This window comes from Hujiaoplasma nucleasis (assembly GCF_013745115.1).
GTDB classification, from domain to species: Bacteria; Bacillota_I; Bacilli_A; order Izemoplasmatales; family Hujiaoplasmataceae; genus Hujiaoplasma; species Hujiaoplasma nucleasis.
In genome coordinates, this window is record NZ_CP051151.1 from 945,121 (window position 1) to 963,745 (window position 18,625).

An 18,625-nucleotide genomic window follows, 5' to 3' on the forward strand; every position below is an offset into this window, starting at 1 on the left:
TATATGTTAAAACATATTATCAAAGCCGAAATCAAGAATATTTTTAGAGATTCTATGTATTTATTTTTTATGTTATATCCAGTTATTTTAGGTGTTGTTGGCTACTTCTTGATTCCCTATATTGAAGATCAAGTATCAGCTAATTCATTAGTACCAGAAATTATCTCAATGATTTTTATTTTGATGACAGGTTTTATTTTTGGTGCCATTACAGCTTTTACTTTATTAGATGATAAAGATGATAATGTATTAATTAGTTTAAAAATAACACCAATATCTGTGAAAGCATATGTCGCTTTTAAGTTATTAATCTCTTTTATTTTTGGTTTTACAGCAAGTTTGGTTATTATACTAACTACGAATTTTTTACCGAATGCTAGTTTTTGGACAATCTTATTAATATCTATATTAGGCGCTTTACAGGCACCAGGAGTTGCTCTAATTATTAATAGTTTTGCAACAAATAAAGTTGAAGGGTTCGTCATTATGAAAATGTCAGCTTTAATACTTGCCTTTCCAGTAATAGCATTTTTTGTTCAATCTTGGCAAGAAGTTTTTTTAGTCTTCGCACCTGGATTTTGGCCAGCGAGATTAATCCAAATTGAATTATTACCAACGATTAATGTAAACTTTACATTTACCATCTATTTTATTATTGGTGTTATCTATAATCTTATATTCACTTTACTATTTATGAAAATTTACTCCAAAAAAAGCAATTTATAGAAAGGACTCTTATGACGCAAAAATGTAGATTATGCCAACATCCTATGGACTTCTTTGATTCAGCGAGAAACAGAGATTATTATCGTTGTCCTCAATGCGATTCAATTCAGTTGGATCATGAACAGTTACTTAACCCTATGGATGAAAAGAAAAGGTATGATACCCATAATAACGATATTATGGATAAAGGTTATCAAAGCTTTGTATCACCCATCACCAATTATATTCTTAATCACTTTGATAAAGATGATCAAGGTTTAGATTTCGGGGCTGGTCCTGGCCCAGTAATTTCAAAACTGCTGATGGATCAATCATATTCAATTTCTCAGTATGATCCATTTTTTCATCCTGATAATGAATTACTTAATAAATCTTATGACTATATTATTGCTTGTGAAGTGATTGAACATTTTAATCATCCTAAATCATCTTTTAACGCAATAAAAAAATCCACTAAAACCAATGGCCAATGGATTTTTATGACTTATCTCTATGATGATTCTATTGACTTTCAAAAATGGCATTATAAAAATGACGAAACTCATGTAATTTTTTACAGTAAAAAAACTTTAGAATATATAAAAAACATATATCAATTCAAGTCTTTAATAATAAATAATAGATTGATAATTTTCTCAAATTAAGCCATGATTACATGGCTTTTTTTATTTGTGTGATTATAATATCCAAACCTTTAAGTAACTGTTCTTTGGAGCAAGCAAGACTAAGCCTAATAAATGAATCACCATGACCAAATTTGCTTCCTTCAGAAATGAAGACTCCCTGTAGTTGAAGTTTTTCTAATAATTCTGAAATATTTAAGTGTTTACTTGTTAGCTTTACCCAAGCCAAATATGTTCCTTCTAAAGGAAATACTTTGACAAAATCAAAGTCTTGCAATGCACTTTTTAGTAATACGAAATTATCGTGTATATGTTTATTTTGGGCTATTAACCATTTATCAGAATTTTGATAGGCTGCCTTAATAGCTGTTAAGGCAAATAAATTTGGAGAAGATAAATGTAATTTAGCATATGCTTTTTCTAGTTTCGAAAAGAAATCATTAGATTTCAGAATCATTGTCGCAATCTTTATACCAGCGATATTAAAAACTTTTGTCGGCGCTTGCAAAACAATGATTTTTTCATAATTATCCATATAAGAAGATAAGGACACCATTTCATTTCCTGGCATAATGATATCTGCGTGAATTTCATCTGAAATAATCGTTACATCATATTTTTTTGATAAGTCTACTAGATCATCCAATTCTTGTTTTGTCCAAACTCTTCCTACAGGATTATGAGGGTGACAAAAAACCAATGTGTTGATTCCTTTTTTATATAAGTCTTCTAAATGTTTAAAATTAATTTGATAAGTATCACCTTCAATTAGCGGATTATCTACCATGATTCGATTGTTTTCTTCAATAACCATTTTGAACATATGATACACAGGACTTTGAATAATTACCCGATCCATAGGATTTGTTAATTCTTGTAATATCATGGCCAATCCGTTTAAAACTGAAGGAATCGCTATGATTTTATCTTTTTCAATTTGACTATGGTATCTTTTTAAATTCCAAGTTTGGATTATTTCTTCATAGTTATCACCCTTATAAGTATAACCAAAAGCCCCGTGTTCAACTCTCTCTAAAAGAGCTTGTTTTATTGATGGTGCTGTTTCATAATCACTATCGGCGATATCAAATGTCAAGCATTCTTTACTTTGACAATTATTTTTCGCTAGTATCCATTTAATAGAATCTGAATGACTTCTATCTAAAGTTTTAAACCAATCACTCATTGTCTTCTCCCCTTATCTAAAACGAAATCGAGTATTCACCCTAATATTTAATAGTATTCCTACCTGAGCTTTTTGCTAGATACATTAAATCATCAACCCTTTTTATGGCTTGATCAATGCTTTCGCCTTTATTGTGTTCAATAAGGCCCATGCTAACCGTAATACTTTCAACCTTTGGAATAAACATCTTTTGAATCATTTTATGGAGTCTTTTTGCAACAATGATAGCCCCTTGTAGATTGGTATCAGGTAATAGCAAGAAAAACTCTTCTCCACCATAGCGACATACAATATCATCAGTTCTTTTATCATTAATGATTAACTCAGTTAATCTTCTTAGAACATCATCACCAACTAAATGCCCAAATTGATCATTTACTTTTTTAAAATGATCAATATCAAACATAATCAAAGAAAAAGATTGGTCATAATTATTATGGACTTCTATCATTTCTTCAAGTTTCATATTCATGGTTCTTCGGTTATATACATTGGTTAGAGAATCTCTTTCAGATAAATATCTAAGTTTTTCTTCTATCTTCTTAGATTCTGTAATATCAAACACTATACCTTGTAACAATAAAGGTTTGCCATCGTCTGATCGTTTTGTGACAGTTCCTCGATCATAATACCAAACATAATGACCCTTTTTATGTTTAATTCGATATTCAACTTCATATGCCGGAGATAACCCATACATATGATTTCTCATACTTTCCATAACCCTTTCATAGTCATTGGCATGAATTTTATCAGTAAAAAATTCAAAACCTACTTGACCAACATCTTTAGGATCATATCCTAAAGCAAGTACTTTTCTATCATTAAATATGACTTTATTTTCTTTGATATACCAATACCACTGACCCAAATTACCAGCCCAAGGAAATTCTACAAAAAACTTATAGTTTTCCTTTTTTAATAGATCATCTAATCTCTGATTTAAATGTTCAATGTGTTCAATTAAATCATTCTTTGACCATGATTCATATTTATTCATACAAGCCTCCAAGGGTTATTATTATAACCATTTTCTTTTTTTAAAAAACCATATCATGAATACAATGACTAAGATACAGAAACCAACAAATAACCATACAGCATGCTCATAGGACAAAATTTCAAAATGAACAAAGTTCATTCCAAAGAAACCAGTTAAAAATGATAATGGAATAAATATTGCTGAAAACAAAGTCAATGTCATCATGATTTGATTCATCTTATTAGATTGATTATTAATATTAACATCCACTAAGTTTCTTAGATTTTCTCTAGATAAATTAATTTGTGAATCAAGTCTTTTCAAATGGTCAATCAAATCATCAAAATATTCCTTTTCGTCACTTTTCATAAAAACATGATTATGGATTAACAATCTCTCCAAATGCTCTAATAAATAATAGACATTATTCTTTAGTCGAACAAAAGATTTTCTAACCCTATAAAATTCTTCTTGTGGTAAAATTTGTTCATTCAATGTAACATCTTCAAAATGACTGATAACTTCGTTCAGTTTATCAAATACATCAATGTGATTATCGGTAATTAAGTCAAGAATATGATAATACAAAAAATCACTAGATTTTTGTCTAAGTTCTGTGTAATTATCTAAGGCATTGATGGTTGCTTCTAAATACCATGGTTCAATTTCGTGAAAACTAATAACAATATTTTCAAGGCAAACCATACTCATATATTCTTTTATATAGCGATTATCTTTTAAAAACAAACCATGTATTACTGAGAATATATAATCTTTAAAAACATCAATCTTCTCTCTTTGAGTAACATTGAAAATATCTTCAAAAACTAAATTATCAATAGAAATAATTGTCTTTACTTGTTCTATCTTCTTTATATCTGATAATCCAATGACTTGAATATAGGATTTATATCCATCAATCATCTTAAAATCAGATGTCTCAATAACTTCAGAATCATTATAGTGAAAATGTCTAATGATCGTTTCCTTGTTTTGATGTTTACCAGAATATACAAATGATTTTGGTGTGAAATAATCTTTAATTTTCATTTTCTCTCCAATCTAAGTTGTGGTGATATTGATATTTACGTAAATTAATTTTATCGTTTTTAAATTCCACATCTTCATCTATCAGCATTGACTTTTGAATGAAACCCATCTCTCCACCTAAGGAAATTTGTCCTTTAGAGTTAATTACCCTATGCCAAGGTAATTTTTCCTTAACACTTAAAGTATGTAAAATTCTTGATACTTGTCTAGCCCCAAAAGGATTTCCAGCTATAAAAGCTATTTGACCATATGTCATAACCTTGCCTTTGGGTATAGCTTTGATAATCTCGATTACATTCAATGTAAATTTTTCCATATTCCCTCTTCTTTATGACTTTATTTTATCATGATTCAATCATTGTTACAAAAGCTATCATGAAAATAATCAATTATAAGAACCAATTTACAATAATTATTAAAAAATATCTTATGTATGATAAAATATACAAAAGAGGGGGATTCTATGCAATTTGAAATTGAAATCATAAAATGGCTACAACAATTTAGAACATCGTTCCTAGATTTTCTTTTTGAGTTTATTACATATTTTGGTGAAGAAATGATCGTCATAGCTTTATTAGGCTTTATCTATTGGGTTATTAATAAGGATATAGGAAAAAGATTGGCCATGACAGTTTTTGTCTCTATAGGAATTAACAGTATGTTAAAAGTGTTAATCGCTAGACCAAGACCTTTTCAGGTTGATGATTCTATATCTAATTTAAGACCGGAAACTTCATCCTCATATGCTATGCCAAGTGGTCATACTCAAACTGCAGGAACAACATTTTTTGGACTTGCTTACTTCTTTAAAAAGAAATACCTTATTATAAGCGCTATATTAATTACCTTATTGGTTGGATTTAGTCGACTCTATATTGGTGTACATTACTTAAGTGATGTAGTCGTCGGCGCCATATTATCATTAATTATTGTTTATGTCTTTAATTATTTTCTTACTAAAACGCTTCATCCATCTAAAGTTTATAGATCTGTTGGCTATATTGCCTTTTTAGCTTATATTTTGTTTATTATCATATATGGAATCAAGTCCAACTCTGATCAGTTTTTTGATGGTAATTTATTCTATTACAACCTAGAAACAATTTCCAAAATGATTGGAGCTCTCATTGGCTTTATTATTGGTATTGAAATTGAAGAAAAATATGTTAATTTTTCACATCATAAAAACTTAACTCACAATATTATAAGATTTATATTAGGTCTTGCTATTGTCATGATAATAAGAGTCTTTTTAAGTTTTATATTTTCTATGATTATTGATACAAGTGACTTAACAGACTTAAGCATCTTATCTGTACTTGCCGTTCTTTTAGACTTCATAAGATACGCTTTAATGGTTATTGTTGCTATTGGACTTTATCCATTATTATTTAAAAAATTTAATTTTTAATAAAATAATTCTTGCATTTTAAAAACTTCTTTGATAGCATATTTAAGAAGGTTGTATTATATATGATTGAAGATTTGGTTCAATCGTCTCTACCCCATACCGTTAAACTTGGGACTATAATACATGATATAAACTAAAGAGATTAAATCTCCTTTCAGTATGTGTACAACCAACATAGAAAGGAGATTTTTTTTATGCGAATGAAAAAACTAAAAAAGTTAAATATTTGTCCCCCAATCCTAGTTCTCATAAAAAAATCTCTCGTTTTTTCTATCTTTAAATTCAAAAAAACAATAAATTCATTTCTGATGATACTTAAAAACACCTTTTCATATATTATACTGATATTTATTTTCTTATTTTCAGTTATTATATGAAAAGGTGTTTTTTTTATAATAATGTTTTGAAACATAGTTTCTTAATATAAAAAAATAGAAAGAAGGGTTATTATGGAAAACAATTTAATTATTGGTATTAATGAAAAACCAAAATCAATCACCAAATGGATTGTCCTCAGTCTTCAGCATGTATTTGCGATGTTCGGCGCGACCATCCTAGTCCCAATTGTCACAGGTTTAGATCATGGAGTTGCTTTAGTCGCAAGTGGTATAGGTACTTTAATTTATATCTTATGTACAAAAGGTAAAGTCCCTGTATACCTAGGATCAAGTTTCGCCTATATGACCGCCATTTCATTAGCTGGGGCAGCTACTGGTTACGACTCTGCTTATGTCGGCTTAATGCTTGTCGGTATCGTTTATGTTGTTGTCGCTTTTATCATTAGATTCTTTGGTAGTGAATGGATCAAGAAATTATTACCACCGATTGTGATTGGTCCAATGATTATCATTATTGGATTGTACTTATCACCTATTGCAATTGGTTATTCAGGCTTAGATGGTTCTAAGGACATCTTATCAGTCCTTGTAGCTATCATTACATTTATAACCATAGTTATCATATCAGTATTTGGTAAAGGATTTTTCAAAATAATCCCATTTATTATAGCGATCCTTATTGGCTATATCGCTTCAATCATATTTGGTATTGTGGATGTTAAAGAAGTCTTTAAAGATATCAACTTTTTCCAAGTTCCTGATTTTGTATTCTTAGGAACTTACAAACTTGATTTCTCAGCCGCACTCTTATTCTTGCCCATAGCTTTTGTGACCATTGCAGAACATATTGGTGATCACGTTGTATTAGGTGAAATCACTCAAAAAGATTTTCTAGAAGATCCAGGCCTAAAAAACACCTTAGTTGGAGATGGTATTGCAACTTTTGTAAGTGCTGCTTTAGGTGGACCAGCCAATACAACCTATGGCGAAAACACTGGTGTAGTAGCGATGACTAGAGTCGGCAGTGTCTATGTAGTAGCCTTAGCAGCTATTATTGCGATTTCATTAGGATTCTTAGGTTATATTCAAGCCTTTGTTGGTAGTATTCCTGAAGTTGTTTTGGGAGGAATGACCATTGTACTCTATGGATTAATTGCGAGTAATGGTATTAAAGTATTAATTAAAGCAAAAACAAACATGGCGAATATAAGAAATATTATTATTGTATCAACCATGCTTGTTATTGGTTTAGGTGGCGCCGCTATCCCTATTAATGAAGCATCTTCTTTAACCGGAATGTCTTTGGCAGCCATGGTCGGTATCATTTTAAACCTAGCTTTACCTGAAAATTTAAAAAGCAAAAAGGACAATCAATAAACTTGTAATCAAAGATTACCTGTGATATAATATTTTCGCTTTCATAATGGGGAGTAACAACCTATATTAGGTGATAAAGTCAACAACCGATCTTTGATCTGGCTTTATCCTTTGTTATACAAAGTGTAAGACCATTAACAATTACAGTTAATGGTCTTTTCTATTGAACAGGAGTAATAAGATGATATATTTACTATTAATTTTAGGCTTTATTTTATTAATAAAAGGCGCAGATTTATTCGTTTCTGGTTCATCAGGTCTTGCTAAATTCTTTAAAATACCACCAATAATCATTGGTTTAACTATTGTTGCTTTTGGTACTAGCGCTCCTGAAGCAGCTGTAAGTATTTCAGCTGCTATTAAAGGAAGTGAAAGTATTTCTGTGGGAAATATTGTAGGTTCAAACTTAATCAATATTTCTTTGATTATCGGGATAACAGCCTGTATTTTTCCTTTAAAAGTAGAAAGAGCCACCATTAGAAAAGAAATTCCCCTAGCTCTCTTAGGATCAATAGCCTTACTTATTCTCATTTTAGATAAAAGTTTGCAAAATTCTTTGGTATCATCTTTATCAAGGGCTGATGGTTTGATTTTATTATCTTTCTTCTCTGTATTCTTATACTATATCATTGAAGTTGCTTTAAAAAGCCAAAATAATGGTCATTATTTGTTAAATGAAACACATTCTATAAATATTAAAAAAGCAACAATACAAACAATCTTAGGTTTGGGTGGAATCATTTTAGGGGGATGGCTTGTTGTAGAAAATGCAAAATCAATTGCTTTATCTTTAGGTATGAGTGAAACATTGGTTGGATTAACCATTGTCGCAATAGGAACATCACTACCAGAAATGGTTACAGCGATAACAGCTGCTCTCAAAAAAGAAAGCGAAATTGCTTTAGGAAATATTATAGGTAGTAATATATTTAATATTTTATTTGTATTAGGAATATCTGCAACAATAACTGAATTAGTTGTTGAATCAAAAATATTATTTGATGTTCTTTTAATGATCGGATTGACTTTACTCTTACTTATATTTTCAACAACACACCAACGTAAAATCAATAGAACAGAAGGCTTATTATTATCTATTGTATATGTAGCCTATATAATCTTTATCATCATTCGTAATTAGTTGCTATTGTACATAAAAAATCAAGACATCATAATTGATGTCTTTTTTTATATTTACAAGTATTTTATTATTTACTTAATTTACCAAATAGGCTCTAGTTTAACATCAATATGATGACTAATATTATCTGTATCAACTAAATCTTCACTTATATCAAATTGATATCCTATTTTTTCTTTATGTACATACCCCTTATATGGCGTGGCTTTAACATAACAAACACTTTCTAAATCTTCATTGTTAACTTCTTTATACCAGTTATGAAATACTTTCATAAAGATTTCGCGAATTGACTCATTATTTGGATTTAAGGGATGTCCAGTAACGAATGCATTACACCAAAATCTATTATGACCACCGTCAGAGATCATCACTTTCTGATTTTCTTGGATTTCCTTAACATAATTACATCTTGTGTCAGTGACAATCCAAAAAGAATCTTCATAGTAAAAACTATCTACACTTCTAACAGATGGTACATTGTTGTTTGAAGTGGCTATCAACAATATAGTATCATTGGCATATCTTTCTGTTAATAATTCTTTAACTCCACTGTTTTTATAATTTGATTTTCTCATATTTTCTCCATCACTCATAACTAATATTAAACATATCAAGTAATTTCTTATATTTGTCTTGTCCAGACAGACAGGTATCAATAAGATATCCTTTATCACTTTTCCACTCTTTTAGACCTCTATAATAAAATAGTTTAATACTTTCATCTATCGTGAATGGAGCAAATCCGTGACGTAAACATTCTTTAAATGCTATTAATCTTCCGACTCTACCATTACCATCTTGAAAAGGGTGTATACATTCAAATTGATAATGAAACTCTATGATATCTTCAAAAGAATACTCTTTTTTATTTTCATATTTACCTATCAATGATATTAATTCGTTTTGAACTTTAACAGGTTTAGTTGTCGCTATACCACCTACTGTATTTGGTCTTTGTTTGTATTCACCAACAATAAACCAATCGAGTTTAGCATCACTTGTCCCAGTTTTTAATATTCTATGTAAATCCTTTATTAATGATTCAGATAATGGTTCTAAAGTAGATTCAATCATATAGTCAATACACCTAAAATGATTTTGAGTTTCTATAATATCATCAACATTAATTAAACTATCTTTATCTATTTTAATGGTGTTAGTTTCAAAAATATACCTAGTCTGATCAGGTGATAGCTGGCTTCCTTCAATATGGTTTGAATTATAAGTTAATAGTATTTGTGTTTCATGATAAATACTTCCTTTAATTTTATGAGACATTTCTTCTCTTAATCTTTGATATAAGATAGATGAATTTTCTACAGTCAGAAATGATACGATATCGTTGATACCCACTGATAAGTATTTACAGATAGATTCTAATGTCTGAAGCGAAACATATTCGCCTTTTCTAAATTTAGCTTGAGTTGCCGATGATATGTTCAAGTCTTTCGACATTTCTGATATAGAAATATTTTTCTTACTTAACACTTCAAATAATCCTTTATAAACGATTGACATTGCAAATCACCTCTCACATACATTATAGCATAAATATTTAGTTTTGCGAATATTGATTCACTATATATTTGCTTTTATAAATATATTATACGCTGTTGTTATCTTCTCCCATAAAGAGAGGGCTTGTGTATCTATTTTTCATAGCAGAGCAACCAATTCCAATAAATGTAAATGTTTTATTCCAATTATTATGTTTCTTTTTTTTCGATTTTTGTTGATTTGTTTTCTCTTCCAATGTTAGTTTCATAATAAAAAATAGCTCCCTCCATTAGAGTGTATGGTTTAGTATACCATATCTCCAACTTTTGGAAGCCACTTCATTTCAATATGGGTTGAATGAACTATTTTAATACAATTCATCATCAAAAAATTCAGAATCAATTATATATTCCATAAGCTTTTCCTTTAGCTCTTTTTTTGTAAGTTTATTTACATATTTCTCAATGTCTTTTATTCGTTCTTCTCGCATAATTAGAGATTGTTGGAAACGTTCTTCTTCCTCTCTCTCATAACGCTCAATTTCTTCAATATATTCTCTTGCCTCTTCTGGGAAAATAGCAAAGTAAGATGAAACCATATGTTTGCAAATTACTCTTCTTCCGTCTGCATGAGGACAATTACATGTAGATTTTCGTGGATGATTTAAGTCTAAGTGAATATTATATATCTTATCTTTATCATTTCTTACTTTTGCATTAAACTCTTGATTGTTCACTTTCTCTATTTCTAAAACATTTCCTTGTATGTAATAATTATAGCCTTTCCACAAGGACCTATAACTGCTTAACTCTTTCAATCCCATATTTACCTCCAAAAATACTATAGATTTTCATATTTAGGTGGTGTATTCTTCCTGATTGCATCTTTATACTTTCTAGCACACATATTAAGCTCTATTGGATTTAAATAATCAACCAGCTTAATTGTCTGTTTGTTATGTTGAAGCGCACTAATAAGGTCTTTTTGCAGTTTTTTTAAGCATTCAACAAGTTCAGTTTCTCCCTCAAACTCTAACAATGGTATTGGAGAAAGTAATAGTCCAGCAAATAATGATTCTTTTACTTCTCGTATCTCATCAGAAGTATGTTCATTTGAACAAAATTCAATTATATCTACTACATATTTATCCAGGTATCCATTTGAATGACCATATAGTTCTAACTTAGGTTCTGTATTTCTTGGATTATGATTAATGTAGCCAATAGTCACTTTATCATCTAGTAGTACAAGTAATTCTTGTTCTGAATAATTAAAAAAGTCAACAGCACCATCATTCTCATAATGAGGATTAAAGAATCTGAAGCGTTGTGTTTCTGATGGACAATAAACCATAGCGTGTTTACCGGTTTTTAAATTTATCCCCATCATTAATTTTCTGTTCGATTTCTTAATAACAGACAATGCATCAACTTTATTGTACTTATCTTCCATAAACTCTAATAAGTGTCGATTCAAGAATAAATCAAACCATCGCTTCCCTTGTAACATTGCTCCAGATAAATATTCATCTTTCTTTAAGTCATTATAAAAAAGATAAGCTAGTTTCATTTCAATCGCTATATCTTTATCTGTATATTCTAAACCATAGTCCCCAATCATATAAGCTAAACATATATATGAACATGAACGATTAAAACTCATATATTTCATGTGATCAACTCCCTCCTACTTCGTTTTAGATCTAGTTTGTTCTAATAATCCAGCCCAACTTTTCCTAATAAAAAATCATACAAACCAATTGTAATAACTCCAAACTCATCACGTTTTGGCATTATATTATCCTTTACAATGATTACTTTTTTGAAGGAATCAGAGATATTTAATAATGATTTTTCTTCTTGTTTTCTTTTTTCTATATTACTCATTTCATAAGCTGATTGAATATAATATTTTTCATTCCCTTTTTGTGCAATAAAATCAACCTCTAGTTTTTTCTTAAGTGACTTACCTTCATGTTGCTCTCTAACTTCAACAACACCAACATCTATATTAAAACCACGTACTCTCAATTCATTGTAAATGATATTTTCCATAATATGATTTTCTTCTTGCTGTCTAAAATTCAGTCTACCGTTCCTCAACCCTAAATCTGTAAAGTAATACTTACTTGGAGTTGAAATGTACTTCTTACCTTTTACATCATACCGCATTGACTTCTCTACCAAAAATGAGTCTTCTAGATATGTTAAATACGATTTTATCGTTGGTTCTGTAACAGATACTCCTTTCATACTTTTAAATGTATTTGAAAGTTTTTTAGGATTTGTAAGTGAACCAATACTTGATGATAATACATTCACCAATTCTTCTAATTCACTGATGTTTCTAATGTTATATCGATCAACAATATCACTAATATATACTTTATCAAATTGTTTCATTAAATAATTAGATTTTTCTTCATGCTCTGTAAAATTCAGGATCAAAGGTAATCCACCATAAGTATAGTATTGATTCCATGCTTCATTTACGTCACCATCGAATACCGAAGTGAATTCTTTAAATGTTAGCGGATATACTCTTATTTCATCACTTCTTCCCCTAAACTCAGTAATTAAATCTTTTGAGAGAAACTTCGAGTTACTTCCTGTAACATATGTGTCTGTGTTTTTCATATGCAACAAGCTATTTAAAACATCTTCAAACTCATCAACCATTTGTATTTCATCTAGCAAGATGTAATACATTTCATTATCTTTTATCCCTTCTTCAATTGCCTTTAATAAATTATCTGGATTTCTCAATCCCTTATTTCTTCTATCATCTAACGCATATGTTATTATGTGGTTTTTATCAATACCATTATTAATTAAATAATCGTAATACAAATTAAACAACAGATATGATTTACCAACTCTTCTCATACCCGTAATTACTTTTATCAATCCGTTATTTTTATGCCTGATGATTTTATCTAAATACTCGTTTCTTTCAATAACCATTCATATCACCTATTTTACTTTTTGGGTATTTTTACCCTTTTTATAAACTAATTATACCAAGAAATCATAAATTTTCAAACGCTATTTGACTTTTTGGGTAATTTTACCCTTATCATATATTAAATCCACCGTAAACTTATTAAATCGTGTATTTTGAAATGTAATCGTGTAGAATTTTCATATAAAAAAGGCTCCCTTCATTAGAGTGTATGGTTTAGTATACCATATCTCCAACTTTTGGAAGCCACTTCAATATAAAGTGGTGGAGACGATGGGGCTCGAACCCACGACCTTATGGCTGCCAGCCATACGCTCTCCCAGCTGAGCTACGCCCCCTCCTTAAATAAAGATTACTAATATAAATTCATATATAATGTCGATTTATTAATCTAAATCAACAAATCGACAAATTACTCATATAATATTATAAACTATTTTGATTAAATCCTCAAGATTGTAAAAATAAAATTTATAATCGAAACAACAATTAAAGCTATTTGACTTTTCAAGTAAAAATTCATATTATCCTGTTTCAATTTTTTTAAGAAAATAAGCATAGGTATAGTTAATATCAAAGCTATAACAATAAATACAATAGCCATTAATAATAGCCCTAAATCTTCCCAGCCATCTCCGCCAGTAGATGGCATCATTAAAGAAGAAATCATAAAAATCACTATAAATATTGTTAATACAAACGAAATAATACCAAGAACTTTTGAAGCTGTTTTCATAAAAAATCCCCCTATTTTTTAAAATTAATTATTTACTAGAAAACATTCAAATCTTTATTTTAAGAAATCAACATCCTTAGGATTTGTTCGCCATCATTAATCCCTGTATCCTCAAATCCATACTTAATATAAAAGTCATAAGGTTGGTTCCCACTCATCTCACAAGAAGTATACAAAGTTTTAATTTTATCTTCTTTACACTTATTAACGATGATGTCTAAAACCTTTTTACCATAACCTTTAGCTTGATGCTGAGCCGAAATCATTAAACGCCATAAATAATAAGCTGGCCAATCTTCTTTAGGAATATCATCATCCCAAAGAGCCAACATCATAAAACCAATGGGTTCATCATGCAAATAAATGACTCTTGGCCAAGCTCTTTCATATTCAACATAAGCTTGAGCGAGTGAGACCATATTTGGCGCAACACACCTCTTCTGATAATCATTTAGGGTTTCAGATAATTTAATCACTTGATCAAAATTGTCTATCGTTATTTTTTTTAAAGAAATTTCACTCATAGTATACCTCTCTTTTATTATAACCTAAATACTAGTAAAAAAAGAAAAAAACCGCTTCGCTAAGAAACGATTTAATGTAAATTTATTATAATAAATTAAACTTTAATTATATTGTTGTTTGCGGCTTTTAACAACCTATTCATAATAGCTTCACTATATATACCTTGATTAAAAGAAAAAGAATAAATATATTCAATATTTTTTGAGTCCATTTCTCTTAAAGAAGCAAATATATTTGATGCTATTTCAATTTCATTATCAGCTGATCCAATTTCATATATACAGTCACAATGAATTAAATCCTTATAATCCCTAGTTATAATAACACCAACACTTTGATTATTGCTTTTATGAAAATCAATTTTTTTGTTAATATACGATACAACCTTAGAAGGATTCCCTTCAACAATCATTAATTTACCTTTTGGAGCATAATGTTTATATTTCATACCAGGCGCTTTAGGGATTTGATCTTCATTAATTTCGTTTGATATGTATACTTTTCCAACGATATTAGAAATCATATCATAAGTAATCATGCCAGGTCTTAAAATGACTGGGACCTCTTTAGTAACATCCAATACTGTTGACTCTAAACCGACTTCTGATTTACCACCGTCTATTAGTATATCTACCTTATGATTAAAGTCTTCTAAGACATGCTTAAATAAAGTTGAAGAAGGTCTTCCACTAATATTAGCACTAGGTGCACAAATAGGGACATTAGCAATTTGAATAATTTTTCTGGCAATGTCACTTCCAGGAATTCTAACACCTACAGTGTCTAATCCTCCAGTAAAATAATCAGGAACGGTAAATTTTTTATCAAAAACCAAAGTCAAAGGACCTGGCCAAAAAGCTTTTATTAACTTATCAACATAATCTTGTTTTATATATACATATTCATCAAGCACATCACTTGATGCTAGATGCATTATAAGAGGATTATCACTTGGTCTTCCCTTAATCTTATAGATATTATTAACGCCTTCTTGACTTAAAACATTAGCACCAATACCATAAACTGTCTCAGTGGGAAAAACAACATTTTTACCATGTTGCAAACTTTTCTTTATGTCTTCCTGTACTTTTAAATCATCTAGGTCTTTTAATGTATATATTCGTGTATTAACCATAGGTACCCTTTCAATTATTTCATATAATTATTATACTAGTTAAAATAAAATATTAAAACTATTTTATAAAATTAAAAAAACTTCCGAAGAAGTCTTTATTTATAAATGGTGGAGGATATCGGATTCGAACCGATGACCCCCTGATTAAGAGTCAGGTGCTCTACCAACTAAGCTAATCCTCCGTATTTAACATATGTTTATACCATGAAAAATTGTAACACAAAAACATATAAAATACAATCAATTCATACCTAAAATATAGTATAAATCGAGGAATTAACCAATATTATTTTCATATACCTTTAGTTTTTCTTCCCAATTTAGCAAAAAAGCATTTACAATTTTCTTTGTAAAAAAATGATAATATAAAATTCTATATAGGAAAAATAAAAACATTAATCCAGATAAGATTAATCCTGCATACCAATAAGGATTGTCTAAATTTCTGTCTCGATTAATAAAATAGGTTGATAAAAAATGAATTAAGGCATATATTGATATCCAAATAAAAGTACTAGTATGAAATCCAACATATGTATCATACTTTTTTATTAATTTTTCTAAAGCTTTTTTTTCCTCATATTTATGTAAATATTTATTTTCTATTTTTAAAAGTCTATCTTCAAATCTCAACATTCAATTTCCTTTCTATAAATATCAATAATTATTATCATTATACAGGATTAAAAAACAAGAAACAAGAAGATATGAGATACTATCATAATTTTATATCGCTTTAGCTTTTATAAGGTTAGAAGATGTATCTACATATCTATGATATTGATTGTAAAAGCGCGAGTGTATATCATCATCTACAGCTTCCAATTGAATTCTAAAAGCCCCTAGTTCTTTAGCTTTTTTTTCAAATTCAATCAATAGCTTTGATCCATAACCTTTTGATTGTAATTCGCTTATAACAAAAATTTCATTTAAATGCATAATAACCCCATCATCAAACTGCGATAGATTTCCAACACAAAAGCCTATAATTCTCGAACCATCATAAATTCCTAAACCAAAATAATCAAATCGAATTGTTAATTGCTTTAAACGCCTCAATACATTTTCTTCAGTCCAATGGTCGCCCTCAATATCATTAAAGTATTTCATATAATCTACAACAATTTCTTTAATATCATTGAAATCAATCTCTTTTATTTTCATTTTCCACCTCTTAGAAATATTATTTTTATTAGTCAATAGGTTAAAATTCAATTGATTATTTCCATCTATAGTATGGATAGTATTATTGATTTAAATCTATTTATATCTAACAATTTCATCTTGAACTATTCTATCTAGTTACTTTCATTATGCATATGATATAACAACCCCCTGTTCAAAAACTAGACCAATCCAGTGTTGGCATTTGATATAAGAGAGCTTTTGAATCTTTATCAAAAAAAATCTTATTTCTTAATATATAATAATCAACAGAGTCCTCATCATGTAGATCGTTTCGAAACACGGCTTCATATGCCTTTCCAAAAACGTCAAATCCTTTTTTTATAAGCTATTCCTCCAAATTTACACTTAATCTTTTACAAGATTTAATAATTGGATATTCTTATAAATAACTTCCTTACCTACTTGTTCTGATGTTATAAAACCTTCTTTTTCAAGAAGTTTTAAATATTTTGTTGCTGTCGCTCTAGAAATGCCGATATCATCTCTAAAGAATTCGTTCTTTGTATACATATGAGAAAATAAATGTTCTACTATCTCATACCTATAAATGTCAGGAAGTCTCTTTCTCATTTCACTTTTTGTAAGTTCAATAGATTGATTAATTCTTAAAATAAGATCAACAGTATGTTGAGATGTTTCAGAAATACCTTTTAATATGTACATAACGAAATCTTCAATATAAATAAGATTTTCATTACATTTTCTCAATAACTCATAGTATTTATCTTTATACTCAATAATATACTTGCTTAAGTATAAAATAGGTTGGTGAATTTTTTCTTTTAAAACTAAATATAGGATATTTAATATTCTCCCAGTTCTTCCATTACCATCATAAAATGGATGAATACTTTCAAATTGAAAATGAATGAGCGCTAATTGAATAAGTGGATCATAGTCTTCATTTTCATTGATAAATATTTCTAAATTTTGCATTAAATCTCTAATCTCGGCTTCTTCTTTCGATGGAGTATGTACAATTTCATTGTTTTTATCGTTCATAATTACAGTTCCTGGTAACTTTCTAATACCACCTTTGTTTAGCTCAATGATATTTTGAATATCTACGAGAATATTCGTGCTTATAAATCCTTTTTGCTTAATAAGTTCTAAACCATATTCTATCGCTTTCTTGTAATTAATAACTTCTTTTGGTTTACCACCTAATGGTGTTTTAGTAACAATTTCTTTGAAAATTTCATCATAAGTAGTAATAATGTTTTCAATTGCAGATGAGTCTTTTGATTCACTTAAATTAATCAAACTTAAAACTACTGCCGGATTAGGCAACAATTTCAAGATGCCTTTTAATTCACCAATATGATGATTTGCAGCATTTAGTTGTTTAAGTATCTCAACTTTGTTTAGATTGATACTAAAAGGTAATTTGTTCATAAAAACACCTCGCGACTAATTTTTTATTTATTTTATCCTCGTATGTATCATATCACAAGTATTTAGTCACGTCAAGGTAACGAGGATAGTTTATTGATTATTTTATCCTTGTTTTGTTATTTTCATAATTGAATTAAACATGATATTTGACTATGTCGTTAATAAGAAGAAAAAAAGATGCCTTTAAAAAAGCATCTCTATAATTTATACATTGTCTTGTCATTCCGGAGTTTTACTCCAAAATCACTGTTTTCATACGGAGTTTTACTCCTTTTCGTATGGAAAGTTGTATGCTTTATTACGGAGTTGCTTTTTATTCAGATCAAATACTAAACTATGAAAAAGAAT

At 29.0% G+C, this 18,625-nt stretch carries 21 protein-coding genes, 2 tRNA genes and 1 riboswitch; of the genes, 5 read left to right on the plus strand and 18 right to left on the minus strand.

Annotation, left to right across the window (positions count from 1 at the left end):
- Positions 1–3: 3 nt before the first annotated feature.
- Together HF295_RS04305 and HF295_RS04310 are read left to right on the plus strand one after the other, a co-directional pair.
- Positions 4–726, plus strand: coding sequence for an Rv2686c family ABC transporter permease subunit (locus HF295_RS04305; protein ID WP_312030953.1), 723 nt, complete (start codon positions 4–6; stop codon positions 724–726).
- A gap of 11 nt (positions 727–737) precedes the next feature.
- Positions 738–1,370, plus strand: coding sequence for a class I SAM-dependent methyltransferase (locus HF295_RS04310; RefSeq protein WP_312030954.1), 633 nt, complete (start codon positions 738–740; stop codon positions 1,368–1,370).
- 7 nt (positions 1,371–1,377) lie between these two features.
- Here HF295_RS04310 and HF295_RS04315 read toward each other — a convergent pair whose 3' ends face one another.
- From HF295_RS04315 to HF295_RS04330, 4 genes are read right to left on the minus strand one after another with little or no spacing between them, the layout of a single operon-like run.
- Positions 1,378–2,535: a MalY/PatB family protein gene (locus HF295_RS04315; protein WP_312030955.1), complete on the minus strand. Its 1,158-nt coding sequence runs from the start codon at positions 2,533–2,535 to the stop codon at positions 1,378–1,380.
- 40 nt (positions 2,536–2,575) lie between these two features.
- Positions 2,576–3,535 (minus strand): sensor domain-containing diguanylate cyclase, encoded by a 960-nt coding sequence (locus HF295_RS04320; protein ID WP_312030956.1) that lies wholly within the window; start codon positions 3,533–3,535, stop codon positions 2,576–2,578.
- 21 nt (positions 3,536–3,556) lie between these two features.
- A complete protein-coding gene (locus tag HF295_RS04325; RefSeq protein WP_312030957.1) occupies positions 3,557–4,567 on the minus strand; it encodes a CorA family divalent cation transporter in 1,011 nt (336 codons plus the stop codon).
- Entirely contained in the window at positions 4,557–4,883 is a 327-nt protein-coding gene (locus HF295_RS04330) for an MGMT family protein (protein ID WP_312030958.1), read from the minus strand. Before HF295_RS04330 ends, HF295_RS04325 begins: the two co-directional genes overlap by 11 nt.
- A gap of 147 nt (positions 4,884–5,030) precedes the next feature.
- Between HF295_RS04330 and HF295_RS04335 the strand changes: the two genes are divergently transcribed.
- The 3 genes from HF295_RS04335 to HF295_RS04345 all read left to right on the plus strand — a co-directional run bounded on the left by HF295_RS04335 (position 5,031) and on the right by HF295_RS04345 (position 8,837).
- Positions 5,031–5,981: a phosphatase PAP2 family protein gene (locus tag HF295_RS04335; protein ID WP_312030959.1), complete on the plus strand. Its 951-nt coding sequence runs from the start codon at positions 5,031–5,033 to the stop codon at positions 5,979–5,981.
- A 36-nt stretch (positions 5,982–6,017) separates the two neighbouring features.
- Positions 6,018–6,118: riboswitch (purine riboswitch) on the plus strand.
- A 312-nt stretch (positions 6,119–6,430) separates the two neighbouring features.
- The gene (locus tag HF295_RS04340; protein WP_312030960.1) at positions 6,431–7,696 is read left to right on the plus strand and encodes a uracil-xanthine permease family protein; all 1,266 of its coding nucleotides are present in this window, start codon (positions 6,431–6,433) and stop codon (positions 7,694–7,696) included.
- A gap of 181 nt (positions 7,697–7,877) precedes the next feature.
- Positions 7,878–8,837 carry a calcium/sodium antiporter gene (locus HF295_RS04345; protein WP_312030961.1) on the plus strand — a complete coding sequence of 320 codons (960 nt, stop codon included), beginning with the start codon at positions 7,878–7,880 and terminating at the stop codon, positions 8,835–8,837.
- Between the two features lie 80 nt (positions 8,838–8,917).
- Here HF295_RS04345 and HF295_RS04350 read toward each other — a convergent pair whose 3' ends face one another.
- The 14 genes from HF295_RS04350 to HF295_RS04415 all read right to left on the minus strand — a co-directional run bounded on the left by HF295_RS04350 (position 8,918) and on the right by HF295_RS04415 (position 18,277).
- Positions 8,918–9,415 carry a hypothetical protein gene (locus HF295_RS04350; RefSeq protein ID WP_312030962.1) on the minus strand — a complete coding sequence of 166 codons (498 nt, stop codon included), beginning with the start codon at positions 9,413–9,415 and terminating at the stop codon, positions 8,918–8,920.
- A 10-nt stretch (positions 9,416–9,425) separates the two neighbouring features.
- Positions 9,426–10,358, minus strand: a complete 933-nt coding sequence (locus tag HF295_RS04355) for a Fic family protein (protein WP_312030963.1) — start codon at positions 10,356–10,358, stop codon at positions 9,426–9,428.
- An 85-nt stretch (positions 10,359–10,443) separates the two neighbouring features.
- The gene (locus HF295_RS04360; protein WP_312030964.1) at positions 10,444–10,605 is read right to left on the minus strand and encodes a hypothetical protein; all 162 of its coding nucleotides are present in this window, start codon (positions 10,603–10,605) and stop codon (positions 10,444–10,446) included.
- 99 nt (positions 10,606–10,704) lie between these two features.
- Entirely contained in the window at positions 10,705–11,160 is a 456-nt protein-coding gene (locus HF295_RS04365) for an SWIM zinc finger family protein (RefSeq protein WP_312030965.1), read from the minus strand.
- Between the two features lie 17 nt (positions 11,161–11,177).
- On the minus strand, positions 11,178–12,008 hold the full coding sequence (locus HF295_RS04370; protein WP_312030966.1) for a hypothetical protein: 831 nt from the start codon (positions 12,006–12,008) through the stop codon (positions 11,178–11,180).
- A gap of 41 nt (positions 12,009–12,049) precedes the next feature.
- Entirely contained in the window at positions 12,050–13,300 is a 1,251-nt protein-coding gene (locus HF295_RS04375; RefSeq protein ID WP_312030967.1) for an ATP-binding protein, read from the minus strand.
- Positions 13,301–13,560: 260 nt separating this feature from the next.
- Positions 13,561–13,636: transfer RNA gene (locus HF295_RS04380), tRNA-Ala, on the minus strand.
- A 104-nt stretch (positions 13,637–13,740) separates the two neighbouring features.
- Entirely contained in the window at positions 13,741–14,034 is a 294-nt protein-coding gene (locus HF295_RS04385) for a hypothetical protein (protein WP_312030968.1), read from the minus strand.
- A 59-nt stretch (positions 14,035–14,093) separates the two neighbouring features.
- Entirely contained in the window at positions 14,094–14,558 is a 465-nt protein-coding gene (locus HF295_RS04390) for a GNAT family N-acetyltransferase (protein WP_312030969.1), read from the minus strand.
- A 95-nt stretch (positions 14,559–14,653) separates the two neighbouring features.
- Positions 14,654–15,694 (minus strand): L-threonylcarbamoyladenylate synthase, encoded by a 1,041-nt coding sequence (locus tag HF295_RS04395; RefSeq protein WP_312030970.1) that lies wholly within the window; start codon positions 15,692–15,694, stop codon positions 14,654–14,656.
- A gap of 106 nt (positions 15,695–15,800) precedes the next feature.
- Positions 15,801–15,876: transfer RNA gene (locus HF295_RS04400), tRNA-Lys, on the minus strand.
- Between the two features lie 94 nt (positions 15,877–15,970).
- Positions 15,971–16,330, minus strand: a complete 360-nt coding sequence (locus HF295_RS04405; RefSeq protein ID WP_312030971.1) for a hypothetical protein — start codon at positions 16,328–16,330, stop codon at positions 15,971–15,973.
- Between the two features lie 90 nt (positions 16,331–16,420).
- Positions 16,421–16,858, minus strand: a complete 438-nt coding sequence (locus HF295_RS04410) for a GNAT family N-acetyltransferase (protein ID WP_312030972.1) — start codon at positions 16,856–16,858, stop codon at positions 16,421–16,423.
- A 369-nt stretch (positions 16,859–17,227) separates the two neighbouring features.
- Complete coding sequence (locus HF295_RS04415) at positions 17,228–18,277, minus strand: Fic family protein (protein ID WP_312030973.1); 1,050 nt, start codon at positions 18,275–18,277, stop codon at positions 17,228–17,230.
- Positions 18,278–18,625: the final 348 nt, after the last annotated feature.

Coding starts and splice junctions, on each gene's coding strand:
- HF295_RS04305 (WP_312030953.1), top strand. CDS start 4: ATGTTAAAACATATTATCAAAGCCGAAATCAAGAATATTTTTAGAGAT.
- HF295_RS04395 (WP_312030970.1), bottom strand. CDS start 15,694: ATGGTTAATACACGAATATATACATTAAAAGACCTAGATGATTTAAAA.
- HF295_RS04355 (WP_312030963.1), bottom strand. CDS start 10,358: ATGTCAATCGTTTATAAAGGATTATTTGAAGTGTTAAGTAAGAAAAAT.
- HF295_RS04360 (WP_312030964.1), bottom strand. CDS start 10,605: ATGAAACTAACATTGGAAGAGAAAACAAATCAACAAAAATCGAAAAAA.
- HF295_RS04310 (WP_312030954.1), top strand. CDS start 738: ATGACGCAAAAATGTAGATTATGCCAACATCCTATGGACTTCTTTGAT.
- HF295_RS04410 (WP_312030972.1), bottom strand. CDS start 16,858: ATGAAAATAAAAGAGATTGATTTCAATGATATTAAAGAAATTGTTGTA.
- HF295_RS04325 (WP_312030957.1), bottom strand. CDS start 4,567: ATGAAAATTAAAGATTATTTCACACCAAAATCATTTGTATATTCTGGT.
- HF295_RS04335 (WP_312030959.1), top strand. CDS start 5,031: ATGCAATTTGAAATTGAAATCATAAAATGGCTACAACAATTTAGAACA.
- HF295_RS04390 (WP_312030969.1), bottom strand. CDS start 14,558: ATGAGTGAAATTTCTTTAAAAAAAATAACGATAGACAATTTTGATCAA.
- HF295_RS04330 (WP_312030958.1), bottom strand. CDS start 4,883: ATGGAAAAATTTACATTGAATGTAATCGAGATTATCAAAGCTATACCC.
- HF295_RS04365 (WP_312030965.1), bottom strand. CDS start 11,160: ATGGGATTGAAAGAGTTAAGCAGTTATAGGTCCTTGTGGAAAGGCTAT.
- HF295_RS04405 (WP_312030971.1), bottom strand. CDS start 16,330: ATGTTGAGATTTGAAGATAGACTTTTAAAAATAGAAAATAAATATTTA.
- HF295_RS04415 (WP_312030973.1), bottom strand. CDS start 18,277: ATGAACAAATTACCTTTTAGTATCAATCTAAACAAAGTTGAGATACTT.
- HF295_RS04385 (WP_312030968.1), bottom strand. CDS start 14,034: ATGAAAACAGCTTCAAAAGTTCTTGGTATTATTTCGTTTGTATTAACA.
- HF295_RS04340 (WP_312030960.1), top strand. CDS start 6,431: ATGGAAAACAATTTAATTATTGGTATTAATGAAAAACCAAAATCAATC.
- HF295_RS04370 (WP_312030966.1), bottom strand. CDS start 12,008: ATGAAATATATGAGTTTTAATCGTTCATGTTCATATATATGTTTAGCT.
- HF295_RS04320 (WP_312030956.1), bottom strand. CDS start 3,535: ATGAATAAATATGAATCATGGTCAAAGAATGATTTAATTGAACACATT.
- HF295_RS04375 (WP_312030967.1), bottom strand. CDS start 13,300: ATGGTTATTGAAAGAAACGAGTATTTAGATAAAATCATCAGGCATAAA.
- HF295_RS04350 (WP_312030962.1), bottom strand. CDS start 9,415: ATGAGAAAATCAAATTATAAAAACAGTGGAGTTAAAGAATTATTAACA.
- HF295_RS04345 (WP_312030961.1), top strand. CDS start 7,878: ATGATATATTTACTATTAATTTTAGGCTTTATTTTATTAATAAAAGGC.
- HF295_RS04315 (WP_312030955.1), bottom strand. CDS start 2,535: ATGAGTGATTGGTTTAAAACTTTAGATAGAAGTCATTCAGATTCTATT.